We start from the raw sequence: 25,073 nt of genomic DNA, 5'->3' as shown, positions 1-25,073 counted from the left end.
TGAACTTCAATGGCGCTTGCACCATTGGTTTCTTTGCAGGGCGATGAGATCGAACGCGTTGAATGCGAGGAGCGTCACTCGACACGACCTCGCGCAAACCGCATCGAGCACTTGAAAGTCCAGAGATTTTTGACCGGCCAACGGTAATCGGTAAATAACAACCAAATAGAGACGTTGTGATGGAAGACACTCCGTGCGAATACGACGACGAACAGCATCAAAGTCTGCAAATTCGTCGAGATGGTCATCGTTTTGTGATGACGCCGGAATGGGTCCGAGCGAACCTCTCAGGGCAATTTTACGTGCGACGGCTCAATACCGTTGCACACGAAACTGCAGGGTGCCGCACAGAGCAAGTCATGGAGTCACTCCTTTGTCCACCTAACGGAGAGCGAAGGCCAAACGTGGGTCTCCGTGACGCTTTGTATATGCAACTCGGTATTCGGGACGGGGCAGCGTTTCCCGAGATCTATGACGTTCCATTTTCCTCGCCCGGCGCCCCAGCGTTGTCTTTCGACGAGGAAAGAAAAAGGCTATTTGGCCAGTTCTTTCAGAACAACATCCATGGAATTATCAAGCTCGCAAACCTCCGACATCGAGCGGGAGTGATCGCCGCGCTGAACAGGCGATTTCCGAACGCCCGCATCGTCATGCTTGCGAACCATCAGTCTGCTTTGCGGAGTGTCGCCAAACAAATAGACAAAACCCGAAGGGCGAGGCTAGCCAGAGATAAAATACAAAGCGTGACAGGGCGTACGCCGCTCGTTTTCTTTAATCACGCTGGCAATCCCGTGGACGGGTTTGAGGATGACTCACAACCGTTTCCCCGAATCATCGGTTGCACTCCTCTTCAGCTCAACGAGCTTGAACCATCGTCGATTGACTTTGTGATCTTGCTTGACGCCTCGGAGGTCGTTGACAGGGACATGAGGACAGCCTTATGCAAAAACGACGCACCATTTCGCCTGTTTGCATTCGAGAAAGCAGGAACATGCCATCCTCCTTACCTTGCTGCACATATTTCTGCGGCATTTGGGTTTTGCGTTCTTGACCTAATTGCGGCCGATCAGCCGAAACGCTTCGCTTGCGTGGAATGGATTGACAACCGGCAGAATCGAATAAATGACTCAATGGCGAATCGCTACCAGATAATTATCCATAACGAACGACGAAACCGTAGAATCTCTCAAATTGCTAAACAACGCAGAAATGAAGTCGGTGAAAACTACAACGTTTCGATCGTTGTCGACGACATCGAGCACGCGTTTGCAATAGGCCAAAAGTTGCGTGACTGGCCAATCATCACGGCTGAAAATTCGGTGTTCCCAAGGCTATCTGGAAGTAAACGACGTCGAATCAGTCGCGACCGCGCAAGAGCTTGTCATGGGCAGGCTCAGATCATCATGACAGATGCCATGACTCAAGCAAATTTCAGCTCCGATATTCTAATCTGGGCTGCTGGCGGAAATTCGCCAACGATCCCCCTGTCTTGGCTTGCTTGGGGGCATGGAGTGTCTCGCTATATGCTCGTTATTGATTTTCGCGATCGCTTTAACGCTAAGGCTGATCAGGCATCGCGCAACCGGAAGCTTGCTCTCGAGAAGCAGGACATTGTTGACGTTGCCCACTCGGGCCAGGAGGGACGGGCACTCCGATTCATTCAAGAACATTGGAGACGTCATGACCAGATTCGGTAGTGGATCAATCACAAACGTTTTTGCACACCCAAGACTCCCGGCTGGGTATCGCGGTGGACGATCCCGACCGTCACTGGGAGGCAATGTAGGGGCACGCAACCGCACTTCGCAAACTCACTATGTGTGCCAAGATCCTCGACAGTTCAGGCTTTCCAGATTTGCCACATTTACGCATCTGCTAGCGGCCTGGGAAAAACTTAGACTCGAAGGTGGCCAAGGGAGCGGAGTAGACGGCCTTACGTTTCGCGACTTCAGTAAGGGCGAACGCAATGAAGCGCTTCGAGCCGCAGCTTATTCGATCAACCGCCGCACCTATCGTCCGCAACCATTGCGTGTTGCGCGCGTACCGAAAGGAAATGGCAGCTTTCGCGAGTTGCTTCTCCAAACGGTTATCGATCGTGTGGTCGCAAAGGCTTTACTGATGACGCTCAACCAATGGGTTCAGCAAATCTTTCCGAACTATGGACGCGACGTTTGGCGAACTTACGCTCAAATGGAGAATCACGTACGTCGACATCAAACTTATTGGCTAGCCATAGACGACATCAGGAATTGCTATCCGTCGGTTCCGACAACACCGGCGATTGAAGCATTCTGCCGAGACTTTTATCACGCCGACGATCTCGTCTGGCTTGTCATTCAAATCATCCGTGGCCATGATGGTTGCGGTAAACAGGACGGGGTTGACCAAGGTTCGCCGTTGGCACCGTCCGTGGTAGAGGCGTTCCTCTATCGCAACCTGGATGTTGTGCTTGGAGCACAATACCTGGGAGACCCGCTGAGGTTTCGTTACTACGACAACCTGCCTATTTTGGCAAACAGCGAGAGTGAGGGATCGAGACTACTCCATGCAACCGGAGAAATTCTGGAGCGACATGGAATGAGTCTCAAAGGCGAAGATGTTTCAGGTGACCTAACAGACCCACAATACTCGGGTGTTCTGTTGGGTTTCACTCCACACTGGAGAGATGGTCAGATGAGGTTTACCATCCCTGAAACGGCCTTCGAAGATCTTAATGCTGGGTTCCAACGCGCCAACGAAATGTGCAATTCCAGACTAACAGCTGAATACATTGCGCACGGATGGTTACAGGCACATGGACCCGCCCTTACTAAAACGGTACTTCCGTCTATCGTTGATAGAGTGATTTCGAGTGCATCCCAGTACGGTTTCAGACTGCCTTTGGCACAACAATTAGCTGAAACTGGAAAGCTTGCACGTCAGAGGTGGCTTGGGCTTGCCAACAGTGAGCGAAGTCGTGCTTAGATGGTGCGTTTTACAAACACTACCTACTATTGCGTTTCTGTGAATGATGTCTATTACGATCACGGTTTCCTGCCGTAAACCATTCGAGCCATGCGTGTTGCGCATGGCGGCCAGCCCCCCCATTCGCTGGTCAAATAGTTTTCTGGTGCGAACCAATCCTTTACTTGGAGGTGCGTCATGATCCGTGCCCTGAACAGTTAGTTCTGCTTACCGACATTCAGCACTCACACTTCGCCGCAGGCTCAAATGTAGCTCTTGCCTAATTTGCAGGGCTAGTTGTGGATGTGATTGCGCTGACGCTTGATTCGCAGACTGCGAGTTGGCAGCATTAGCCAAAATTTTCTTATGAGCATCAGGACCGTTGGCAGGCGTGCTAGGCGGACTTGCGTTCGCCTGCGCTCGAAAGACTCAGCAGGTGGACGTCGTATGCCGAAGCGTTGGTCGAATCGTAGCTTCAGCCGCAGCGACAAGACGATTTTGCAATCGCCTCGACTGCAAAATAGGCAATTCCGCTTTGAAATTTGAAGCTTGGACTCTGCGTGCCGAAGTCCTGTATCGAACTCTTTGGCCAGCCCGTCTAACGACGAGGCGCTCGGACCGTTATGCCACAGCTACTCGTGAAACCACCGATACAGCATGACCGCGCCGGTGGGCGACATTCGATCGGCTACCGATGTCGCCGTATGCCCGCACTTAAGCACTTGAACTTCGCCTAGCTGATTCGTGATTCGTTTCCTCACAGCCATGCCGAGGCCGGAAACGCCCAGGAGATGGTGACGATCTCATCAAATAATTTTGAACTGAAGAGTAGACTTGATCGCTAATGGTGCCCCCCCATGTCCAACGAGAAAAATCAGTGGCAGATCAGTGGCAGTATTGGCAATAAAGTCGCAATATGCCTACAATCCTATTACAACGTGAGTTGCGACGCTGACCCCGCAAAAGCTTGGGTTTGCATTGCTTTGCCAGCTCAGGTCCAATACACCGAGCGTGGATTCAAAATCCAGTTGGAGCAATCCAGTGTGGGTTCGAGTCCCACCTTCGGTACTTGGTGACAAGATCACCAGCAATCAAAGGCCCGTTAAACTTAGTGTTTGGCGGGCTTTTTTCGTATCCGCACCGATCCGGTGATGGCTCGTGATTGCCTGTTTGCGATACTTCGCGGGTTGTTTCCTGGGATGCTTTTCTCGTTGCCCACAGCCCTCACTTGGACCGCTCGGCCGAATGTCTCTTTCATGGTCGTTGTAAAGTGCTTTATTGCCACCGGTGCGGTGTCCTTAAGCCATATCGATGCACTCTGTCGCGTGTCGAGCGATATCTCGCAACGGACGGTCGATCGCCTAGAGTCGGAGCGGTAGATTCGCGCACCCGGGCAACAACGCCAACCCGGTGTCGATTTAGCCCACTCGGCGTCTACCCGCCCTACATTCCCAATCCCTTGCATTCGATGATGGTGTGATGCAAGTGGCTCCTTTCACATCACGGCCAACCGACCTGCGTCGTCCATGGTCCGCAAACGAGCCCCGGCCTGATTGCATCCACAACGGCCGAAGAAGCAGTGGACCGGCGACGTTGTCCCGGCTCTTGGAACAGCAACCATCGCGATTGGGGGCGCATTGATGCCGCTATTCCGCAGCCCCTTGCGACGACTTACCGCCGTCAACCGAACGTTCAATTGCGTCGAGTCGCCTTTCGATCCGATCCAACGTCGCGGCAATCCCGGCGATTTCTGGAAGCACCAATTCACGAATAGCTCGGCGAGTATTCAGCCGGTTTGCCAAGATGGTCACCGCTTTGACGCGTTGCTCAACGTCCCAAGTCTTCCAATACGATGCAGAGTAGTGCGATTCCTTGAAGACGCCATCGTCGTCAATGAAAATGCCGTCCTCCTTCATTCGCTTGGCAGAAGGTTTGCGTTCGGGACCGCATGCGATGACCGAGCCATCATTGAATCCTGCTGTCGTCGAATAGACCATCCGTCGACGCGGCTTACGTTTTCGAGTCATTTCAGGCCTCCAAGAATGTTGCAGATCCTCAATGCAGCCGCCAGCCGCCCCGTCCCGCAGACGGGAACAGCCACGCCAACAGGCAGAAGGTTGCTAACCTCGCCCCTACGAGAAGGACAGCTAACACAGCACGCGAAAAACTAGATGCAAAGACTACCGAGCAAGCTTTGCCCAAATGCTTCCCCAGCTGCTCCTCGATCTGCATCAAACGCATGATCGGACATTTTAGCTCAGCTGACTTCGACGCAGTGAACATTCGCATTTCCGTCATGCATTCCTGAATCCTTTCGTTCACGACAAGCTCGAGCTCAACGCCGTGGATGAAAGTTCGTACCACACGCGAGGCGGAGTGTTCGTAACCGAATACATTTCCGGCACCGAAGAAACGAACAAACACGTAAGTGGGGCTCGTCAGGACCAAATGCCTGCCAACGCAACGCCCTTAAGAACAACTGCACTCACTTGGAAACGCAGGGCAGCTAGGCAGTTCTGAACTTCGACGGTTTAACCCGTTGCGCACGCGTGGTTGTCGCGTTTTATCAAGCCGATGGCTCGGGTAACGACACTTGCGCTAGCCCTCGCGTGACGTATCTCCGACCGAACCAATCGCGTACAATCAGCGTAAGCCGGACGCACTCCGCATCCTTTGCCGAAACACCTGCACTCAGTTCCAATGGCCCAAAACATTGACTTCCTGGAACCGCGCCTAGTCGGTGACCGCTTCAACGGACACTCGATTCCGCTTGAGGTACTGAAAGACCTGTCGGCCCTGGAGGAACTGCTTGTTGAGGTTGCTAAATGGCACTACCGAAATGAAAACCCGGAACGAAAGCGAATTCCCAAAGGGTTTGCGGATGACGTTTCGTTGAAAGTTACCGAGATCGGCGATGGAAGTGCCATTCCCAAAATCGTCTTATGTGTATCTTCGGCGACAGGGACACTCTTTCCCGTTGACCATCGCGAGTACTTCGCCAAAGCAAAAGAGTCGGTCGTAACGGCGATCGACAACGCACATCATCAACGCTCGGTTGCGGGAATTTTGCTAGACAGCCACCTGGCCTATTTCGATCGTATCGGCCGCAGCCTGCGGGACAATGAAGCGTTGGAATTGAACTACCCGGACACCAAACGTCCGGCACAAATCAATCGAACAACGCGTCGCTATTTAACGCTGGCCGCCTCTTCCGCTGGCGGCTTTACTGAGGAAGTCACGCTGCGGGGAAGTGTTTGCGAGGCAGATCAACGGAAGGACCGATTTCAATTGCGGCTGATCGATGGCCGCATCATTGGAGCCCCCATCCAATCCGAGCACAGGGAAACGATCCTAGACGCGTTTCATCGCTTCCGGCATGGTGTTCGAGTGATCATCGATGGTGTTGGTCGATACAATCGCCGCAACCGACTGGATGGACTTGAATCGGTTGAGCACATCAGCTTGCTCGATCCTTTGGACGTCGGCGCACGACTCGAAGAATTCACGTCGCTCAGCAATGGATGGTTGGAAGGCAGGGGGATTGCCCCCAAAGCCGATGACTTGGACTGGCTGACCGACCAATTTGAGGCAAACTACTCCGATTGTTTACCCGCTCCTTATTTGTATCCCACAGGCGAAGGGGGCGTGCAGGCGGAATGGAGTCTCGACCAATGGGAGGCGACACTCGATATCGATCTGAAATCGAAGTCGGCTTATTGGCATGCACTCAACCAGAGTAACGACGAGGAGAGCGAACACGAAATCGACTTGTCATCGCTTGACGGTTGGAAATGGCTTGCCGACCAATTAACTCAGCTCGTACCTGGAGACTCCGACGCGTGAATTCCTCCACAACGCTGATTCGGCAGATCCATCCCTCCTTTGTTCAGGACGGTAGAATCACTTCACAAGCTTTTCGCCCGACGCCCAAAGATGAAGACATGCTTTCGACTTACGACGGCGACCAGATCGATGCCAAGTCGGCTTGGAAGCACTACACCGAATCGCTCGGACATGTCTCCGATGGCGCGTTGGGAGTAAGCGTCAGCGAATGCGAAGCATTGGATCTGAAGGTTACTTCAGACCCTGAATCGTTTCCCGAGCACGTGTTGATCGATTTCTCAGGGCACGGCCGCAAGCAGATCGAAAAACGAGCAAAGAAATTGAAATTGCATGCCGAAACTCGCGACTGGTTGTTTCAGCCCTAGCGTCCGATCGGCTTCGCGGCGGTCGCGATCATTGTCAGCCGAGACCTCTTCCTCCGTGACTTCGTGAACCGAGGTGGAACTGCTCCAGGGACGGGACGAGACGAGACGCTGGTGCCTAGTGTCTCTTAAGCAGTACGTCTAGATCTGACATAAAATGGGGCGGAGAGCTCCGTACTACAAATCAGTTCTCTCGCGTCGGAATGACGTTAAGCCCAAATTTGCCCCGTTTCATCTTGCTCAGGTGTAGCTGTGAAATCCACGGCCTGATGGCCAAATTCATTCGGGTGATGTCAACCGATTAGAGGGCCCTGACACTGCTAACACGGGATCTCTTCGTACTCGTCTACGTGAACTGATTTATCCATCGCTCTCGCTGGTAACTAAAGCGAGGGCGTGAAGTCCGTGCTGGAACAGTCCCAAACGGAATACTTGATGGCTTGCCGACCACCGGTTCTAATGGGGGGGCATAAACTACAAGCAAAAAGCCCCTTTGAAGCCAAAGCTCGATGTCCAAAACACATTTGCGATTCGTTGTTCTCGCGTTATTGTGCGCTATCACACCCTTCTTCGTATTACCGGAGAGCCTCCAAGCCGCCGCGCCGAATATGGTCCGAATCCATACTCGGACAGGGGACAAATACTTTGGCCCACTCATCGACGAAAGCAAGGACGAGTTGTCAATCTTCGACATTTCAGCCGCGACGACGGTCAGCCTTGAAAAGAAGGCCATCGAAATAAAAGTCGGCGATATCGAAGAAGTACTGGCCGATGAGTACGTCCCATTTGCTTCATACGCAGCGTGGAAACTGGGCAAGATACTGAAGACTGGACGACTTGAAGCCACCATCGTCCATAACTCCGAGAAAGGAGTCTTTGTGAATCGCGGTTCGGATGACGGCGTTGAAACCGGCCGTCGTTGTGTCTTACTCGGAGTTCCCGAAACGATCGTCGATCCGACTAGCGATGAAGTGTTGGGTATTATCCGTGAACAACTCGGCAACGCGATCCCATTGACGGTCGTTTCCGAACGGCTAAGTAAAGTCAATTTCCCAGAGCCACTCAACGAAGATGCTCAAAAGGTGATAGACGCCTTCGCAACGAAGCGGCAAGTCGAGATCGAGCAGCAAACCAAACGAATCGTTCTCGCACCGCCTCGATGGAAGCCAACCGCTGATGCCGATTCCCTAACCGATGACGCCAATTTTCTCCATGCTCAACTCATCGCCGAATTAGTCCGATACGGTTTCAACGTCGTGTCGAAAAAGCAAACGGAACGAATGCGGCAATCGATTGCAGACGAACGACAAGTCGATGTACGCGAAGTGCCCGACATTGAGATTGCCAAGAACGCTAAAGCTGATGTCCTTGTCTCAGTCGACATGCTGGCGAAAGGCGTCACTTGTCAAGTTCAACTACAAGTTACGGATTTGGAAACAGACGAATACCTGGGTATCGTATCAGGTAGCACGCGTCGAAAAGGTCAGCGGGAAGAATCAGCACGCTCGATTGCGTTTGCCCAGGGCATCATCGCTGGAAAGCAACTTGGATTCCGTGTGAATAGCATTGCGATATCTCTATTCGCTTTTGCAAACGGGGTTTCATTTGACGATGATGGGAAGCTCCTGTCCTTTGAGTGGCACGGCAAGCCGATGACCAAACGCCATTTCGATCTGCTTTGCAAACTCGACACAATTAAAGACCTACGACTGGGCGAAACTCCCTTGGACGACCACGGCTTGCAACTGCTGACAGGACTATCAAAGCTCGAGCACCTCGATATTTCAGGAACACGGATATCCGATCGAGGATGCGAAACTATCGCAGCCAACTTCCCTCGACTTTCGTATTTAAAATTGCATTCATGCAGGCAACTAACGAACAACGGTGTCAACCATTTGGCTCAGAAGAAGACGTTACGGACTGTTATATTAGGAAATACGAATGTCGATGACGAAGCCGCAATCGCTCTGTCGACTTTGCCAAATTTGACACACCTGCGTATGTGGGGGTGCAATGTTACCGACAGAGGACTCGCCGGACTTCACCAATGCACGAAGTTGGAAAAGCTAGAAGTGCGTGAAACAAAGGTGACCCGCGACGGCGTCCAGCAATTTAAGGCAGCGTTACCAAATTGCATTATCCTTTTCACGCCATGAATTCTGCTCGATAGTAAATATTCTTCACTGGCGAGTTCACTCGCCACCAACACGCACGTTCCGAAATCCACTCATGTTTTCCACCGTACTCGTTGCCAGCATTCCCAAGACAACACGTGCTGTGTCGCTTTCGTACCTGGTCCGCCATGGTCGATGAACCGTCCAGTGACGGCTAATGTGGGATAGGTGGCTCGCGCCATGAGGGAATGAGTCACCTATTCATTTCCCGTCCCGATGGTATACACCCACTGAGTATGGTCGAACCAAAGATTGGAAAACCGAGGAGCCAGTGAGGTCCTGGACCACACAAATTTGAGTTCAGCAAGATGTGGTGTTCTCGCGTGAAATCGGGATCACTTGACTCCTAAGATCATCCGGACGCGGTGCTCTCGCACCGCGTCCATCCTTCATTCGGATAGCTCGTACAGTCTTGTGAGATCAGCGAGCAGGCTGTCAATCTCAAAAAACGTGAAGCCCTCCTACATCTCAGGTTCGATTCCAGCAAACGCGATGACTACCGGCGAATCATCGTGCCAGAATATCTGGGTTCCGTCGTCGAATGACACGCAGCACAGTACGTCACCATCGTGGTAAAGCTGGAGGGGGTGTAACGCGGTCTAACTCACAATCGCATCACGGTCGAGAATTCGTTTGACCTGGATCGGATTCTACTTGCAACCGCGTCGAGTGCCCGTCGTCATCGAGTGCTTTCGCGCTCTCACGACAGGACTTCCCTTCTGGTCGGAGACTGCGAAGGCGTGGCAGAAGGTCGGCGTACGCCTGTCGCGTTTTCGGGTCGTTGGAGCCGAGCCTTCCGCCGCGTGCTTTGAAAGCCGCGAACGCCGCCTTGGTCCTTGCCGAAATTCACCGAGTTTCGTCTTCCGCTACCGCTGCCAAAACATGAATAGTCAAAAAATTGGCACTGGGATTGTCAACCGCCACGAAGTTCGTCCCGCGTTCCATTTCCGTGGCAGTGAACGCAACGTTACGTGCAAATCGAGCCAGTTTGGCGATGACCAACGTCCCGCCAATCTTTCTCGCATGCGTGAGTGCCTTTGGCAAGTTCTGGTCGGCCATTGCGGTTGCCCGATTCAATTTCGGTGTACTCGCATATCAACTCGCACTGGTGCGAGTAGCCCTCGAGTATTCGCGAAACTTCGCGTCATTCGCGGGCAAAAACATGCTGTTCTAAAAACGCAATCGCTGAGCGTTTGAGAGGTATCGGGGGCGGCGTGAAGTGATCGCCCGACGACAAATTGCCGGACCGTTGGTCCTAGCGGTGAATTATCGTGGACGCCGAACCCAGGCCGGCACTTCGCTCGCGGAGCTCGCTACGCTTGACCTGGGCTAAGCAATGGACTGGAGCTTCGCCCCTCCGACTCGCATGGGACTCCGCGCCCCGCATTCAGGCCAACGCTTGTCTCGCGAGGCACGTTCCGGCTCGCAGGGAGGGCAGAGCGACAGTCTCTCAGCTCACGAGCATTCGCGAAACTTCGCGTCATTCGCGGGCAAAAACATGCTGTTCTAAAAACGCAATCGCTGAGCGTTTGAAAGGTATCGGGGGCGGCGTGAAGAGATCGCCCGACAACAAATTGCCGGACCGTTGGTCCTGCCGGTGAATTATCGCTGGCACCGCCCCCAGGCCGGCGCTTCACTCGCGAGGCTCGCTACGCTTGACCTGGGCTAAGCAACGGATTGGAGCTTTGCCCCTCAGACTCGCATGGGACTCGGCGCGCCGCATTCAGGCCGGCGATTCGCTCGCTAGACACGTTCCGGCTGGCCAGGGCAGAGCAGATCGACAGTCTTTCAGCTCACGAGCATTCGCGAAACTTCGCGTCATTCGCGGGCAAAAACATGCTGTTCTAAAAACGGAATCGCTGAGCGTTTGAGAGGTATCGGGGGCGGCATAAAGAGATCGCCCGACGACAAATTGCCGGACCGTTGGTCCTGCCGGTGAATTATCGTGGACGCCGAAACCAGGCCGGAACTTCGCTCGCGAGGCTCGCTACGCTTGACCTGGGCTAAGCAACGGATTGGAGCTTCGCCCGTCGGACAAATTACAAGCCGCGTGAGCGGGGGGATGGATATCGCTTGCCGGGCGAGCCTCAGGATCGGAGGATCCGCAATCATAAAAAGCCGCGGCGGCAAGGGCGACAGCTGCGCTGATTAGGCCGCCCCTCCCGGGGCTCGCGTACAGCTTGTCCAACAAGTCCTACGGATGGCGCCGTAGGCTATATGCGGCCGCCGCAGCCGCGGCTAACTTGTTGGCTTGAACGCGGCGAACACGTCCCCCAGGCTGGCACTTCGCTCGCGGAACTCGTTGCGTTTGAGCTGCGATAGGAAATGGATTGGAGCTTCGCCCCTCGCGTTGAACTCGGCGCGACGCATTCAGGCCGGCGTTTAGCTCGCGAGGTTCGCTAAGCTTGGCTTGGGATTGGGAGTGGCGTGAAGCTACGTTTCTCGGGACACAGAGCCCCTGGTTCGCCCATGCTTTGCAGATTGCCGCCCGCGGGGCGGCCTTACTGGTTGCGAGCTGCAGTTGGCCAGCGTTGGTGGCTGGCTGCCCTGGAATGGCAGGGGAGGTTTCTGATATGAATGCGACTCTATTTTTGTCGCGCGCAGAAGCTTCGGGGACTTTATCACTCTCTTCCATCGTCCGCGCGACGCTACCTTCTGTGGATTAACAAGACAAGGGATCGAGCGATGCAAAACGAAGAGCCAGCAAACGCGGGAGAAGCCGCAGCCAATGGAGTCAACGAGAACCTGGAGGTGCTCAAGGAAGAGGCGTCCAACGCGTTTAGCAGTGCGATGGCAGGCGATTTCTCGCAGCTGATCGATATGTCGATGGTCTATCTGCCCAAGGCGGTGTTGGTCGTCTTGGGAGTGATCGTCGCCTACTTTGTCGCCAAATTCGTCTCGCGGATCGCCGGCACGCCGGTCCGCCGCCGCGTCGACGAAACGCTCGGCCGCTTTGTCTCCAAGGTCGTTTTTTATGCGATCATGATCTGCGTATTGTTAGGTGTCGCCGGGTCGGTTGGCATCAACGTCACCAGTTTCGCAGCGATCTTGGGTGCCGCCGGTTTTGCCGTCGGGCTAGCCTTCCAAGGGACGCTTGGCAATTTTGCATCCGGCATCCTGTTGCTGGTCTTCCGCCCGTTCAAAGTCGGCGACGTGATCTCGGCAGCTGGGATCGTCGCCAAGGTCAACGAGATCGATCTCTTTACGACAACCTTCGACACGCCCGACAACCGCCGGATCATCGTCCCCAACAGCCAGATCGCCGGCGGCACGATCGAGAACATCTCGTTCCATAAAGAGCGACGCGTCGACGTCTCGGTCGGCACCGAATATTCGGCCAGCCTGGATCTGACCCGCGAGACGCTTTCCAAAGCCGCCGAATCGCTCAGCGACAAGATGCTCACCGGCGAAGGCCGCGGCTACCAGATCGTCTTGGGCGAACTGGGGGACAGCGCGGTCGCTTGGACCGTCCGTTTCTGGACGCGAGCCGAAGACTTCTGGGGCGTCAAAGAATCGTTGACGCGAGCCGTCAAGAACGGCCTGGACGAAGCTGGCATCGGGATTCCGTTCCCTCAACTGGACGTCAATCTCACCGGCGGCCCTGCCGATACGGAAGGCACTGGCGACGGCAAGATCAAGCCGCGTCTGCGTCAATAGCAGCCGCGCAAACGCACTCTCCCCGCCCGCATCGACCGATGCGGGCGGATGCATCCCCCGTCGACCGGCTTACACGACGGCGAATGCTTGCACGCCGCGGCGCGATCGACTTGAATAGGGCAGTCGAAAACACTCCCTATTGGTCGAAAGGTCTCCCCCGTGCACCTACCCCATTTTTCTGCGCTGCCGCGTGGGCGATTTCTGTTCTTGGCGATCGCCGGCCTGGTCGCGGCTCAGGCAATGCCAGCCGACGCGGCCGATTCTCGTCCCAACGTCCTGTTCATCGTCTCCGATGACCTCAACAATTCGCTCGGTTGCTACGGGCATCCGATCGTTAAATCGCCGAACATCGATCGACTGGCCGCTCGCGGCGTCCGGTTCGACCGCGCCTACTGCCAGTACCCGCTGTGTGGTCCCAGTCGCAATTCGATGCTCACCGGGCTGTATCCCAACAGCACGGGGATCCATGCCAACAGCCTGATCTTTCGGCAAACGATCCCGCAACACCACAGCCTCTCTCAAGCGTTCCGGTTGGATGGCTACTTCGCCGGCCGGATCGGCAAACTGTATCACTACAACGTTCCCAAAAGCGTTGGTACGAACGGGCACGATGACCCTGGATCGTGGGAACTGGAACTGAATCCTGCCGGCTGCGATCGGCTGGAGGAGGAACCGCAGATCTTCTCGTTGCGGAAGAATAGCTTCGGCGGCACGCTCAGCTGGCTTGCATCGTCACGGCCCGACGAAGATCACACCGACGCGATGTTGGCCGACGACGCTCATTGGGTGCTGCAGCGATGTGCCAAGCGACGCGATCGCCCGTTCTTTTTGGCTGTTGGTTTCTACCGACCGCACACGCCCTACGTGGCTCCTAAAAAGTATTTTGAGCCCTATCCGTTGGATCAAATGCCCGTGGTTCAAGGTTGGGAAGAAGACCAAAAGGACATCCCGAAACTGGGCCTGGGGAGTCACAAGAAGGATCACGAGCTGTTGACCGACGACCTGCGACGGCAAGCGATCCAAGCCTACTACGCCAGCATCTCGTTCATGGATGCCCAAGTCGGACGGCTGTTGGATTCGCTCGACGAACTGGGGCTAGCGGACAACACGATCGTCGTCTTCACAAGCGACCATGGCTACCACATGGGCGAACATGGCTTGTGGCAGAAGATGAGTCTGTTCGAGGAGAGTGCTCGCGTGCCGTTGATCATCGCGGGCCCCGGCGTGGCCCAGCCGGGTTCGGTGGCCAAGTCGCCCGTAGGGCTGATCGATCTGTATCCGACACTGGCCAAAGCCTGCGATGTTCCGAGTCCAGAAAACCTGCAAGGCCAAGACTTGCAACCGATGCTAGCCGATCCATCGGCAAAGGGGCGTGGATGGACGATCAGCCAGGTCAAGCGAGGCGGCAAACCGCCGGTCTTTGGCTACACGATCCGCACGCCCGAGTGGCGTTATACGCAGTGGGGCGACGAGGGAGCCAAGGGGGAAGAGTTGTACGATCACCGCAACGATCCGCAAGAGCTGACGAATCTTGCCAACGATTCGGCTCAAGCCGCCACGATCGCCGACCTCAAGCAAAAGATCGAACAAGCGATCGGGCAAACGTTTCCCGAATCGGGCGAAATCCCCAGCGTTCGGAATGCGGTTTGGGCTCCCAACCTTACCGATCCGTAGCCGTCGGGCAGCATCTTGCCCGAGATCAACCGGTCGCCGCTTTCAAAGGATCGCGGACGTAGTAAGCGTCCGCGATTATTGGGTGCACCAAGCGAAGCCCTTTACTTTAAAGCAAACTGCCGACCGGCAGCCGGCTTAAGCCGCTTGATCGCGTTGCTTGAAGGGGATCACGTCGGGCTTTTCCTCCGCCGCGTCCTGTTCCGCCAGATCGATAGCCCCGCGGCTGCGTCGCAGTTCGCGAATCGTTTCGGCCCGTTCGGACAGTCGGGTTTGCAAGTCGATGATCCGACGTTCGGCTTCCGCATTGGCGTCCAAACTGGCGTTGTAGTCCTCGGTGACATCGCGGAGATGTCCCGTCGTATCCTCCAGTTGTTTCCGCAGCGATTGGACCTGGGGCTGGACTTGAGCCAACTCGGAGACCTTGTCTTGCAGTTCCTGCACTCGGTTGGATTGGCGTTCCAGTTGCTTTGCCGTCTCCAGGTGCTCTTCGACCGCCTGGGTCAGCTGATGTTTGGTCTGTTTCTGCAGTTGCTTCAGCGGTTCGATCTGCTCGACCTGCCCCAGCATCGCCTTCTGTTGTGACCTCAGTTCTTTGACGGTCGATTGCAGTTGCGAATTGCGAGCCTCGGACTGCTCCAACGACTTTGTCAACTCGGCCAATCGCGGACGCAGCTTTTCCATGCCGGCGAGGTCGTTGGTCAATTGAGCGATCTGTGATCGCAGCGATTCGGTATCGGTCCGCAGCGATTCGGTATCTGCGGTGAGATCGTTGCGACTCGATTCCAATTCGGCAACCAACTGCTGTTGGCTCTTGAGTTCCCGGTCCCGTTGGTTCAACAATTTCTGCATGTTGGCGTTGGTTTCGCTGGCCGATTGCAGCTTCAACGTCGCTTCGTCGCGTTGACGTTCCAGTTCCGAGAGCGCCGCCACCTTGCTGGCAACCTGGCTCAGTTCCTTGGACTTCGCTTCGACCTGTTGGCTCAATCGTTCGTTGGAATCGGTCAACTCACGCAGCTCGGACGACATCGTCTCGCGTTGCGTCGTGAGCTCGCTCAGGTCCTGCTTCAATTCGTCGATCGATTGCTCGCGAGCGATCAGCTTGGCGTCGACCTCGGCCAACGTCGCCTCCAACCCATTGGCTCGATCCATCGCACTGTCGCGTTGCGTCACCAATTGCTTGACGTGATTTACCTGCTTTTCGAACTTCGCGTGCAACGCGTCGGCCGCCCGAACCTCTTGCTGCAAGTCGTCGCAATGAACCTGCAGTTCCTTGCGTTGCGATTCCAGCTTGCTCTGCTCGCTCTTCAACTGCTCGCACTCCGACTTCAATTCGTCCCGTTGCACCTTCACTTGGCCAACTTCCTGTTGCAGCTTTTTCAGAACTTCGTCGCGGTCGCTCAATTGGCCGACCAGCTGTTCGGATTGGCTTTGATTTTGATCTACCAATCCTTTCAACGTCTGACACTCTTCGCTCAATCGCTTGATCGTCTTGCTCGATTCGTCTTGTTGTTTCTGCGACTCGATTGTCGTCGCTGCCAGATCAGCCGCGATCGCCGCGATCTGCTGCTCGAAATCTGCCGCCGCATCGACCAACGCGGTCTTGCCTTGGGCGTCGAACTGTTGCGTCAGACGCTCGATTTCCTGGCGATGCTTGTCGGCCGCTTCGGCTAGTTTTGCTTCGTGCTCGCGTGTCAGTTGAGCCTTCAGATCTGCTAGCTGTTGCTTCAGCGAAGTCGCTGTCGTCTCGCTGCCAGCCGCTTGTTGCTTCAGTTGATCCTGCAGCGATGCGATCTCCTGTTGATGCTTCGCTGTCGTTTCGGCGATCAACGCCTCGTGCTCGCGAGTCAGTTGAGCCTTCAAATCCGCCAGCTGCTGCTTCAGCGACGCCGTCTTGCTCTTGCTGCCGTCGGCTTGTTGCTTCAGCTGATCCTGCAGCGATGCGATCTCCTGTTGATGCTTCGCCGTCGTTTCAGCGATCAACGCCTCGTGCTCGCGAGTCAGTTGAGCCTTCAAATCGGCCAGTTGCTGCTTCAGCGACGCCGCTTGGTTCTCGCTGCCAGCGGCTTGTTGCTTCAGCTGATCCTGCAGCGATGCAAGCTCCTGTTGATGCTTCGCCGTCGTTTCAGCGATCATCGCTTCGTGGTCGCGAGTCAGTTGCGTCTTCAGTTTTTCCAGTTGTTGTTTCAGCGTAACCGCTTTGTTTTTGCTGCCGGCGACCTGCTTGGTCAGCTCGTCTCGCAGCGATTCAACCTCGCGCTGATGCAAGGTCTTCGTTTCGGTCTGAATCGCTTCGTGCTCGCGAGTCAAGCGAGCCTGCAACTCATCCATCTGCTGTTGGAACGACGCCGAATTGGTTTCGTGCAACGCTGCCTGTTGCTTCATCTTGGCTTGCAGCGATTCGATCTCCGCGCGGTGCTTGGCGGTGGTTTCGGACAGCTTTGCGGTATGCTCGCTGGACCATTGCCGCTTCAGTTCGGCGATCTGCCGGTGGAAGTCTTCTCCCGTTTTGGAACGCTGCGAAATCTCTGCGTTGAGCTTAGCCTGCGCCGATTCCAATTGAGCTGTGAAGTTCGCCGTGACCTCGGTCATCGCCGCCCGATGTTTGCCAGTCAGCTGTTCGGTCAGCTTGGCGATTTCCAAGCCATGCTTCTTCGCCGCATCGTTGTGCGTCTGTTCGGCTTCGGCCAGCTGACGCTTCAGCCCAGCGATCTCGCGATCGTGCTGCGCCGCGACTTCGCCGAGCGATTGTTCGCGTTGTTGACGCAACTGCTCGATCTGAGCGTCCAGCTTCTGGTTGTCCCCCTGCAAACTGGTGACTTGCTGGCGCGTTTGATCCAGCAACCGCTGCAGGCTCTCCTTCTTCTCCGCAGTCTGCTTCAGTTCGTTCTGCCGGAGCTCGCGATCATGCCGTGTTTGGTCGAGTTGCTGGCGAAGCGAATCGAGCTCGCTGTCGAGCCGTTTGGCTTGCGCATCGGCTTGCGATTTGGCTCGATTGACGTCGTTCAACTCCTGCAGCAAACGATCGCGTTCCGCAGCTTCGCGGGCCGCATCGTTGACCGCCTCTTGAGCTTGCTGGCTCAACAGATCGCGTTGAGTGATCGCATCGTTCGCTTTGACTTCAAGCTCCCGCTGGATCCGCGTCAGCTCTTTGTTCTGATCGCGAATCCCTTCCCACTGGGTGCGAGCTTCTCGCCAGTCGCGATCCTGTTGAGCATGCTGCCGCTTCCGCTGCCGCGTGATCGCCCGCAGCTTGCGGTAGCGAGCCTCGATGTGGATCATCCGGGCTTCGTCCTCGGATCGATCTCGGTACCAAATCAAGTGGCCGATGCCCATGCCCACGAGAATGAAGAGAACGATTGAGATGACCATGAATGACTCCGACCGATTTCACCGATGTGATTTTGGGACTGCTGCACCGCTTCGAGGCCGCTTCTATCAAAACACCCGCTGCGGTAGTAGACGAATCACCACTGCAAGCAATTGGAAAATCGGCGCGCGAAACTTTGACGGTTCTGGCTTTTATCACGGTTCGGCTGTTTGAACGTATTAGCTTGAGTTTCCCGCCCGGAATCGAGAACTTTCTTGCGCCGACCGGTATCATTCCAATACGGCGTGTCATCAAAACGACAACACCCCCGAGTTCCCGGCGGATCGGCTGCTCCGCCGATCCAGATCGCGTTGCCCCCGGCAATTGCTGCGCAAACGGGCGACCCTGGAATGTTTCACCGATCAAGCGGGCGATTCTGGCACGCAGCTTGCGTCATCTAATGAGAGTATCGTGAAGGCGACCCAATTCCGGGGAGCCGCGAGCAAGATAACTAAAGTCCGTGGCAGGAACGACAGTTCGCCGCGGCCCGCTTTTGAGGGTCGCGATTCGAAATTAGTCGCTGCGGAAAACGTTCTAGGGAGGTAACGAAAAGATGTTACGCACACTTCGATGGTTGGCGGTTCCATGTCTCTGTTTCGCAGTTGTCGCTGTCGGCGACGCACCCCAAGCGAAAGCCCAAACTGGCGGCTTCAGCATCCAATTTGGGACGCCCAGCTACGGGTACGGCGGTTACAACCGCAGTTACCGGCCTTCGTATGGTTACGGGTACGGTTCGTCCGCCCGCATCTACAGCCAGCACCGGTCGTATTACGGCGGCCATCATCCGCATCGCCCGCACTACGACTACCACCGCCCGAGCCTGGTGCCACATGGAAACCACTACCACTATGTCCCCGGTCACTACGATCTCCACCGTGGTCACCACGGACACCATGGCGATCGTGACCACGGGCATCGCGACAACGGGCACCGCGGACACCATCGCCACTAAATGGCGAGGACAAGCGTTGACCGTTCCAAGCTCAGATCGCTGGGCGATCGGTCAACCGCATTCACCCTAGCATCGTCGGGGCAGCGATGCTTTGCATTTTCTTTTCTATCAGCTGCCGAGCCGGAGCGGTCATTTGACGCGCCCCGACCACCGCAGCATCTGCGCTTCCATGTCCTGCGGATAATCGATCGCCACGTCGATTGGCGCCCCTTCAGGATCGCTCACCAGCGTTAATTGAGGCATCACGAAACCTGTGTAGGCCGGCTGGTCCAACGCTTTGTAGCGCTGCAACACTTCGTCGCGCAGCTTGGTGTTGATCTTGATCGCATAATCTTCCATCAACCGCTCCGCCGCAGCCCGATCCCCTTCGCTCTTGATCCGCTGCACCTCTTTCAACAACCGCCCCACGCCATCGTGCCAGCCGTCGACGTCGATCACTTGGTAATAGGTTTTGCCATCCTTTTCGATCACGTCGATCGCCGCAGTGTTCGCCGCCAACCAATGCACGATCATCTGCCGGTTCCGCATGTGATCCTCTTCGATCGTCGTGCTGGTTGGCAATCGCCGCAACTGAGTCATCGCGTTGCGCGTGTATTCCTCATACGCAGTCCGTTGAATTTCACGCAGATCCTCGGCGTTATCGACAAGTCCCAGTTCGACGAGTTTTGGATTGCCGATGAAGTAGAGAGCGACCAGATCGGCGCGGCCCTCTTCCAATGCGGAATAATATTCTTTGATCGCGATCGACGGATCGACCTTTAAGGAATCGGCGTTGCGTCCCGAGGCGTGGCCGATCACCTCGTGCATGTTCACCTCCAACGCCAACGTCAGGCTCTTCCATTTTGCGCTGCGCCGGTACTCCTCTTCGTTTAAACAGAACTCCGCCCGCGCGCTCTTGGAACTCGCCCGCTCATAGGCTTCGACCACGTTGCTCAACGAGACCGATTTACTGCCGTACTGCTCGCGAATATCGCCCGCGTTGGGCAGGTTGATGCCGATCGGCGTGACCGGTCCCGAATCGCCGGTCTCGATCACCACCTGGATCGCTTTGGCCGAAATCCCTTTCACCTCCGGTTTGCGAAACCGCGGATCAAACGGCATCTGATCTTCGAACCACTGAGCGTTTTCCGAGAACGCGGTGATCATCGCCATCTTGGCCGGATCGTTGAAATAGACGACCGATTCCCACGAACCCTTCTGGCCGCGAGCATCCATATAGACTTCGATGAAGCCGTTGATGGTGTCGACCGGAGAGTCTTTGTCGTCGACCCAAGCGATGTTGTATTCGCGAAAGTCGACAGCTTCGCCGGTGTGGTAATAGTGAATCAGCAGCCCCAGCGCACGGGCCATCTTGGGCGTGGCGTAGGGAATCGCAGCTTCCAAATGTTTGCAGACCTCGGTCAGCTCGGGCGCGTACATTCCGCCGGGGATCACGTGGTCGAAGCCGGCCCGATAAACCTGCTCCTCCAGCGTCCCATCGGCCTTTTTAACCAACCGTGAATTCAACGGGTACTGCTCTTCAAAACCCTCCAGGTCGCTGCTGACCACGCCGTCGTACAAATTGTTCGCACTCGCTGTCAGAATATCCTCGCCGTCGGCTGGCGACTTCTGCGTCACAAACGCATCGAACTTTGGATCGAACAGCACCGCCTGGAGACTCGACAACAAGCCCGCGAGATCCTGCCCCTGGGCAAGCGGAATGTCGGCCCCGTTGTCGACGGCGGCTTGAACCGCTGCGGCAAAGGCCTCAGGCGAACAGCGGAGGATATTTTTCTGCGACGTCAGCGCACTGTGCGGGCCGTTATTAACCCAAAACAATTTTGCGTAGCGACGGATTTCGGCAAGGACCTCGGGATCGATACCGTCGGCATGCGTCAGCGTCTCTTCGATCAGATCGCGCAACAGCAACGAATGTTTGTACTTTTGGTCGATGAAGATATCGCGGCCGGCGATCGACGCTTGCGTCAGATGGTAGATCAGCAGTTTGTCGTTCAGTGGCAACTGCTCGAATCCATCGACATACAACTGCGCGATCGCGACATCATCGACTCGGTCCAACAAGTACTTTCGCGTCTCCGGATCTTTCGCTTGCGGCGGCTCGTCCGCGGCGGCCAGCGTGGCACTCAGTAGACATCCAATCAGCGGCAGCCAGATTCGATTCATCGGGGGTCATTCCTTTGCGTAGGGTGTCGAGACTTGATGCGGCCATTGTAGCGAAGCGAACGCAGGATGCTGATCTCGCAAGCCTTCGTCCGCAGGGCAAATCACGGTCTCAATTGGAGGTATCAGCCGCCACGCGCGAGCGTCCGGTTCACTTGCACAACGCCGCGCTAAGGTGTGCCGGCAAATTTGCGTAAGCCCAAACACTGAATAGCCCTGGTTTCGGCGGATTGCCAATGACCGCAGGGCCTGGATTGCGGTTATAATAGCGGCTGGCTTATGGCGGAAACCTTTGCCGATATCAACTTGTCCATTTTCTTCCGTTGCTGAGTGTCAGGTCATCACATGCCATCGAGCGCGTTTTCGCGAGCACGACAAGTGCCCAGCGGTTCATCAACCCTCATCGGAAATCTCTGTGCGATCATCTCGGGGTTGCTGATTCCACTGGGATTTATCGTCGCCGGAATCGCGACCGTCCTGCTGCAGGATCGCGGGCTGCATGCGTCGCCCGTCGTGTTGGGCCGCTATCTGTCGGTGCCGTTGCCCGAGTGGCTGTTGAAAATGGAACCGCTGCACCAATTGATCTTGATCGGCAGCGTTGGCGTCGCGATCGCGCTGACCCAAGCGCTGTTGTTATCGATCTTCTATCGAATCGTCTTCCACCGCGCCGACAGCGTCGTCGCGCAACTGCACCGCGACACGTTGACCCGCTGTATCGAGCACGCTTCGACCGAAGGAGTCACCGCCCAACGCCGCCGTGCCGAACACTTGATCCTTAACTCGCTGCCCGAACTGCGGTGCGGACTGATCGCTTGGTATCGCACCACGCCTCGCCGCGTCGTGATCCTGATCGGTTGCATCCTGCTGGCCGGACTCGTCGATGTCTGGTTGGCCCTTTTGGCAGTCGTCAGCTGGTTGCTGGTCTGGAAATTTTATCGCTGGCTCGAAGGCATGGATGAACCCGAGGGGAGCCAATGGGAACTCCCACGGTCGCGCGAACGACTTGTCGAGATGGTTCAAGAGGGACCGATGCTGGCTCGGCTGCAGACCGGCGAAGAGTTTAATCTGCTGTACAACGCTCAACTGCAACAGTTGATGGATCTGCAAGCGGTCCGTGACAAGACGACGATCCGCCGTGTTCCCGTTCTTTTATTGGCCGCTACACTGGCGATCGGACTGCTCTTTTTCGCCCTTGGCGTCAACCTGCTCGACCCAACATCGGGGCTCACGTTGCCGGCGGCGATCGTCCTGGCGCTCAGCCTGTTTGGCGCCGGGATGGCGGCGGCTAGCCTCGCCAAGACGCAACATTTAATGCAAGTCGCCGCCGATTCTGCAGCGACCGTCTTTTCGTTTCTCGATCAACCGACGCGAGCCGGCGCCAGCGAACGACTGGGAATCGGCGGACTCAACGACGCGATCGAACTCTCGCACGTCACGCTGCATGACGGCCAACAGCAGGTGTTGGCGAACGATATCTCGCTGCGTCTGGAACCAGGCAGCTTGGTCGCCTTGATGGGATCCGACGTCGCCGCGCTCCGCGCGATCGTCGAACTGCTGCTCGGCTTTGGCCGCCCCGCCTCGGGCAAAGCGACGCTCGACGGGATGGCGATCGCCGACATCCATCCCAGCGCCCTGGGCAAACAAGTCGTTTGGGTCGGCAGCGATGGCCCGATCTGGACCGGTTCGATCGAAGAGAATTTGCGAGCCAATACCGACGGCGTGACCACCGCTGACCTAGCCGATGTGACTCGGAAAGTTGGCATCTACGAAAAGATCCAACAACTCGAAGAGGGCTTCTCGGCGGAGATCTCGCCGGGCGATTCGCGTCTGGAAGCCAGCGGTCGCTATCAAGTCGCCGTCGCTCGGGCGCTGCTGGCCAAGCCAGCGGTCGTGATCGTGGAAGAACTCTCCGCCAGCCAGACCGATCTCCCCGAAGATCCCTGCCTCGATGCGCTGCAGGAACTTGTCAAAACGGGAACGCTGGTCGTGATCCTACCGCATCGACTGCGAACGCTGCGAGCTGCCGAACGCGTGGTCCTTCTCAGCAATGGGCAGATCGCGGGCGAAGGGCGGCACGAGGAACTGCTCACCAGCAGCGACTTGTACCGTCACTTGAACTATCAACTGTTCAACCCGTACCGCGATTTAAAATAGCGAATTCCGATCCGGTCGCCAGTCGCTTGCCCTACAATAGTTTGTGTGTTGTTCAAACTCATGTCGGGGGGGAATCGAGATGGCTACGATTGCGATCGTCAATCCGCTGTTTGAAGTGTCGTATTGGGGAATGGAACACGCTCAAGCGATCATGGGGACGCGAGCGAACATGCCGGTCGCCAGCCTGCCGCTGCTGGCGGCGCTGACGCCCGAAGAGCACGACGTCACGCTGATCGATGAAAATGTCGAACCGCTCGACTTCGATCGACTCGCCCAATTCGATATAGTCGGCGTCACGGGGATGAGCGTCCAGCGGTTCCGGATGGACGAGATCATCCAGGAATTAAAATCCCGCGGCGTCTTTGTCGCTCTCGGCGGCCCCTGGGTGACGGTCGAAGAGGATTACTTCCACGGCTTGCCCGATGTGATCTTTGTCGGCGAAGCGGAAACGACTTGGCCCCAGTTTCTCGAAGAATGGAAAACGGGAGACCACCAAAAACGCTACGAACAGACCGATCGGACCGACATGACGACGGTCCCCACCCCGCGGCACGATCTGCTGAAAAACAAACACTACATGTTTGGCAGCCTGCAATTCTCCCGCGGCTGTCCGTTCCAGTGCGAGTTCTGCGACATCATCGTCACCTTCGGCCGCAAGCCGCGGATCAAACTCGCCTCGCAGATCATTAACGAACTGGAGTGCCTGCGCAGCGAAGGGATGCGGATCGCATTTATCGTCGACGACAATCTGATCGGGAATAAGCGTGGCATTAAACCGGTGCTGGAAGAGGTCGCCCAGTGGCAGGAGCGAAACGGATACCCGCTGGCTTTTATGACCGAAGCTTCGTTGGACCTCTGTGAAGACGAAGAGCTGATGGAATTGATGGCCCGCTGCAACATCCAAGCTGTCTTTATCGGAATCGAAAGCCCCAACGAGGAATCGCTCAAGGAGACGAAGAAATTTCAAAACGTCCGCGAGCGAGGCGGCACGCTGCTGGAAAAGATTCACCAGATTCAAGACTTCGGGATCGAGGTCTGGTGCGGGCTGATCGTCGGATTCGACAACGACAAGCCCGACATCTTTGCGATGCAGACGAAGTTCTTGAAAGAATCGCGGATCGCGTTGGCGATGGTCGGGCTGTTGCATGCGATTCCCAAGACGCCGCTGCACGCCAGGCTGCAGCAGGAGGGACGGTTGGATCTGAACGACGACCAGCCTTTTGGGACCAATGTGATCCCAAAACAGATGTCACGCGAAACGCTCCGCGCCGGATACATGAAGACGATGTTCGACGCGTATACGCCCGACGTCTACTTCGACCGCTTGGACCAACTGTACATCCAAGACCGCTTCCGGCTGAGAGCTTTCGAAACCGAAGCGTTCCGCAAACGGCCCCTGATGCGCCTGCGGCACGCCACGTTTTATACCGTCGGCTTTGGCGTCCTGTTTTGGAAATTGATGCGTGGCACTCCCGATCGGGGCCTCCGCAAAATCTATCGCCAGCGGATATTCAACCTTGTCAGGCATCGTTTCACCAACCCTTCGGTCTGTTTCTATTACCTCACCAAGTGTGCGATGCACTACCATCAACACAAGATGACCCAACAGATGATCGAACATCCGGACACCTTCGTTTCGACGATTGGAAAGTCGATGCGCACCCGTCGCGAAGCTACAATAGAGCAGCAGGCTCCGCTGCCGGTTTTGAGGAACGATCCGCCGCAAACCGCATCCGCCGCTGAATGTCCGCCGCACGCGGCACGATCCCACTCACGTTGACTCC

15 protein-coding genes and 1 tRNA gene are annotated in these 25,073 nt (G+C 56.1%); 12 read left to right on the top strand and 4 right to left on the bottom strand.

Annotated elements, in window-relative coordinates:
• Positions 1-179: 179 nt before the first annotated feature.
• The 3 genes from CA51_RS25695 to CA51_RS25690 all read left to right on the top strand — a co-directional run bounded on the left by CA51_RS25695 (position 180) and on the right by CA51_RS25690 (position 4,011).
• Positions 180-1,697 (top strand): hypothetical protein, encoded by a 1,518-nt coding sequence (locus tag CA51_RS25695; RefSeq protein ID WP_197451639.1) that lies wholly within the window; start codon positions 180-182, stop codon positions 1,695-1,697.
• Between the two features lie 121 nt (positions 1,698-1,818).
• Complete coding sequence (locus CA51_RS06345; protein ID WP_197451638.1) at positions 1,819-2,964, top strand: reverse transcriptase domain-containing protein; 1,146 nt, start codon at positions 1,819-1,821, stop codon at positions 2,962-2,964.
• Positions 2,965-3,928: 964 nt separating this feature from the next.
• A tRNA-Leu gene (locus CA51_RS25690) sits at positions 3,929-4,011 on the top strand.
• Between the two features lie 578 nt (positions 4,012-4,589).
• On the opposite strand, the gene CA51_RS06340 is transcribed toward CA51_RS25690, so the two are convergent.
• Positions 4,590-4,970, bottom strand: coding sequence for a hypothetical protein (locus CA51_RS06340; RefSeq protein WP_145118834.1), 381 nt, complete (start codon positions 4,968-4,970; stop codon positions 4,590-4,592).
• A gap of 673 nt (positions 4,971-5,643) precedes the next feature.
• Here CA51_RS06340 and CA51_RS06335 point away from each other — a divergent pair.
• The 3 genes from CA51_RS06335 (at position 5,644) to CA51_RS06325 (ending at position 9,307) form a co-directional block, all read left to right on the top strand.
• On the top strand, positions 5,644-6,786 hold the full coding sequence (locus CA51_RS06335; RefSeq protein ID WP_145118832.1) for a hypothetical protein: 1,143 nt from the start codon (positions 5,644-5,646) through the stop codon (positions 6,784-6,786).
• Positions 6,783-7,151, top strand: a complete 369-nt coding sequence (locus tag CA51_RS06330) for a hypothetical protein (protein WP_145118830.1) — start codon at positions 6,783-6,785, stop codon at positions 7,149-7,151. The genes CA51_RS06335 and CA51_RS06330 overlap by 4 nt, the downstream gene beginning before the upstream one ends.
• 506 nt (positions 7,152-7,657) lie before the next feature.
• Complete coding sequence (locus CA51_RS06325; RefSeq protein WP_145118828.1) at positions 7,658-9,307, top strand: leucine-rich repeat domain-containing protein; 1,650 nt, start codon at positions 7,658-7,660, stop codon at positions 9,305-9,307.
• A gap of 864 nt (positions 9,308-10,171) precedes the next feature.
• Here the strand turns inward: CA51_RS06325 and CA51_RS25685 are convergent.
• Complete coding sequence (locus tag CA51_RS25685) at positions 10,172-10,384, bottom strand: hypothetical protein (protein WP_197451637.1); 213 nt, start codon at positions 10,382-10,384, stop codon at positions 10,172-10,174.
• A gap of 1,626 nt (positions 10,385-12,010) precedes the next feature.
• Here CA51_RS25685 and CA51_RS06320 point away from each other — a divergent pair.
• Positions 12,011-12,982 carry a mechanosensitive ion channel family protein gene (locus CA51_RS06320; RefSeq protein ID WP_197451636.1) on the top strand — a complete coding sequence of 324 codons (972 nt, stop codon included), beginning with the start codon at positions 12,011-12,013 and terminating at the stop codon, positions 12,980-12,982.
• Between the two features lie 207 nt (positions 12,983-13,189).
• Positions 13,190-14,656, top strand: a complete 1,467-nt coding sequence (locus CA51_RS06315; protein WP_231746169.1) for a sulfatase — start codon at positions 13,190-13,192, stop codon at positions 14,654-14,656.
• Between the two features lie 135 nt (positions 14,657-14,791).
• Here the strand turns inward: CA51_RS06315 and CA51_RS06310 are convergent, their stop codons facing one another.
• Complete coding sequence (locus CA51_RS06310) at positions 14,792-18,025, bottom strand: hypothetical protein (RefSeq protein ID WP_145118824.1); 3,234 nt, start codon at positions 18,023-18,025, stop codon at positions 14,792-14,794.
• Positions 18,026-18,027: 2 nt separating this feature from the next.
• Between CA51_RS06310 and CA51_RS06305 the strand changes: the two genes are divergently transcribed.
• Positions 18,028-18,438 carry a hypothetical protein gene (locus CA51_RS06305; RefSeq protein ID WP_145118822.1) on the top strand — a complete coding sequence of 137 codons (411 nt, stop codon included), beginning with the start codon at positions 18,028-18,030 and terminating at the stop codon, positions 18,436-18,438.
• A gap of 138 nt (positions 18,439-18,576) precedes the next feature.
• Complete coding sequence (locus tag CA51_RS06300; RefSeq protein WP_145118820.1) at positions 18,577-18,975, top strand: hypothetical protein; 399 nt, start codon at positions 18,577-18,579, stop codon at positions 18,973-18,975.
• 129 nt (positions 18,976-19,104) lie between these two features.
• Here the strand turns inward: CA51_RS06300 and CA51_RS06295 are convergent, their stop codons facing one another.
• Positions 19,105-21,138, bottom strand: a complete 2,034-nt coding sequence (locus CA51_RS06295; protein ID WP_145118818.1) for a dipeptidyl-peptidase 3 family protein — start codon at positions 21,136-21,138, stop codon at positions 19,105-19,107.
• Between the two features lie 429 nt (positions 21,139-21,567).
• On the opposite strand from CA51_RS06295, the gene CA51_RS06290 reads away from it, so the two are divergent.
• On the top strand, positions 21,568-23,289 hold the full coding sequence (locus CA51_RS06290) for an ATP-binding cassette domain-containing protein (RefSeq protein ID WP_197451635.1): 1,722 nt from the start codon (positions 21,568-21,570) through the stop codon (positions 23,287-23,289).
• A gap of 79 nt (positions 23,290-23,368) precedes the next feature.
• Entirely contained in the window at positions 23,369-25,069 is a 1,701-nt protein-coding gene (locus CA51_RS06285; protein ID WP_145118814.1) for a B12-binding domain-containing radical SAM protein, read from the top strand.
• The last annotated feature ends 4 nt before the right edge of the window (positions 25,070-25,073 follow it).

Origin of the sequence: Rosistilla oblonga, assembly GCF_007751715.1 — a bacterium.
In the GTDB taxonomy this organism is placed as follows: Bacteria; Planctomycetota; Planctomycetia; order Pirellulales; family Pirellulaceae; genus Rosistilla; species Rosistilla oblonga.
The sequence above is the reverse complement of the archived record's forward strand: the minus strand, read 5'-3'. Positions and strand labels throughout refer to the sequence as shown.

Bases quoted from the DNA above. Each gene is read 5' to 3' on its own strand.
- CA51_RS06340 (WP_145118834.1), bottom strand. From the start codon at position 4,970: ATGACTCGAAAACGTAAGCCGCGTCGACGGATGGTCTATTCGACGACA.
- CA51_RS06335 (WP_145118832.1), top strand. From the start codon at position 5,644: ATGGCCCAAAACATTGACTTCCTGGAACCGCGCCTAGTCGGTGACCGC.
- CA51_RS06325 (WP_145118828.1), top strand. From the start codon at position 7,658: ATGTCCAAAACACATTTGCGATTCGTTGTTCTCGCGTTATTGTGCGCT.
- CA51_RS06300 (WP_145118820.1), top strand. From the start codon at position 18,577: ATGTTACGCACACTTCGATGGTTGGCGGTTCCATGTCTCTGTTTCGCA.
- CA51_RS25685 (WP_197451637.1), bottom strand. From the start codon at position 10,384: ATGGCCGACCAGAACTTGCCAAAGGCACTCACGCATGCGAGAAAGATT.
- CA51_RS06310 (WP_145118824.1), bottom strand. From the start codon at position 18,025: ATGGTCATCTCAATCGTTCTCTTCATTCTCGTGGGCATGGGCATCGGC.
- CA51_RS25695 (WP_197451639.1), top strand. From the start codon at position 180: ATGGAAGACACTCCGTGCGAATACGACGACGAACAGCATCAAAGTCTG.
- CA51_RS06320 (WP_197451636.1), top strand. From the start codon at position 12,011: ATGCAAAACGAAGAGCCAGCAAACGCGGGAGAAGCCGCAGCCAATGGA.
- CA51_RS06305 (WP_145118822.1), top strand. From the start codon at position 18,028: ATGACTCCGACCGATTTCACCGATGTGATTTTGGGACTGCTGCACCGC.
- CA51_RS06285 (WP_145118814.1), top strand. From the start codon at position 23,369: ATGGCTACGATTGCGATCGTCAATCCGCTGTTTGAAGTGTCGTATTGG.
- CA51_RS06295 (WP_145118818.1), bottom strand. From the start codon at position 21,138: ATGAATCGAATCTGGCTGCCGCTGATTGGATGTCTACTGAGTGCCACG.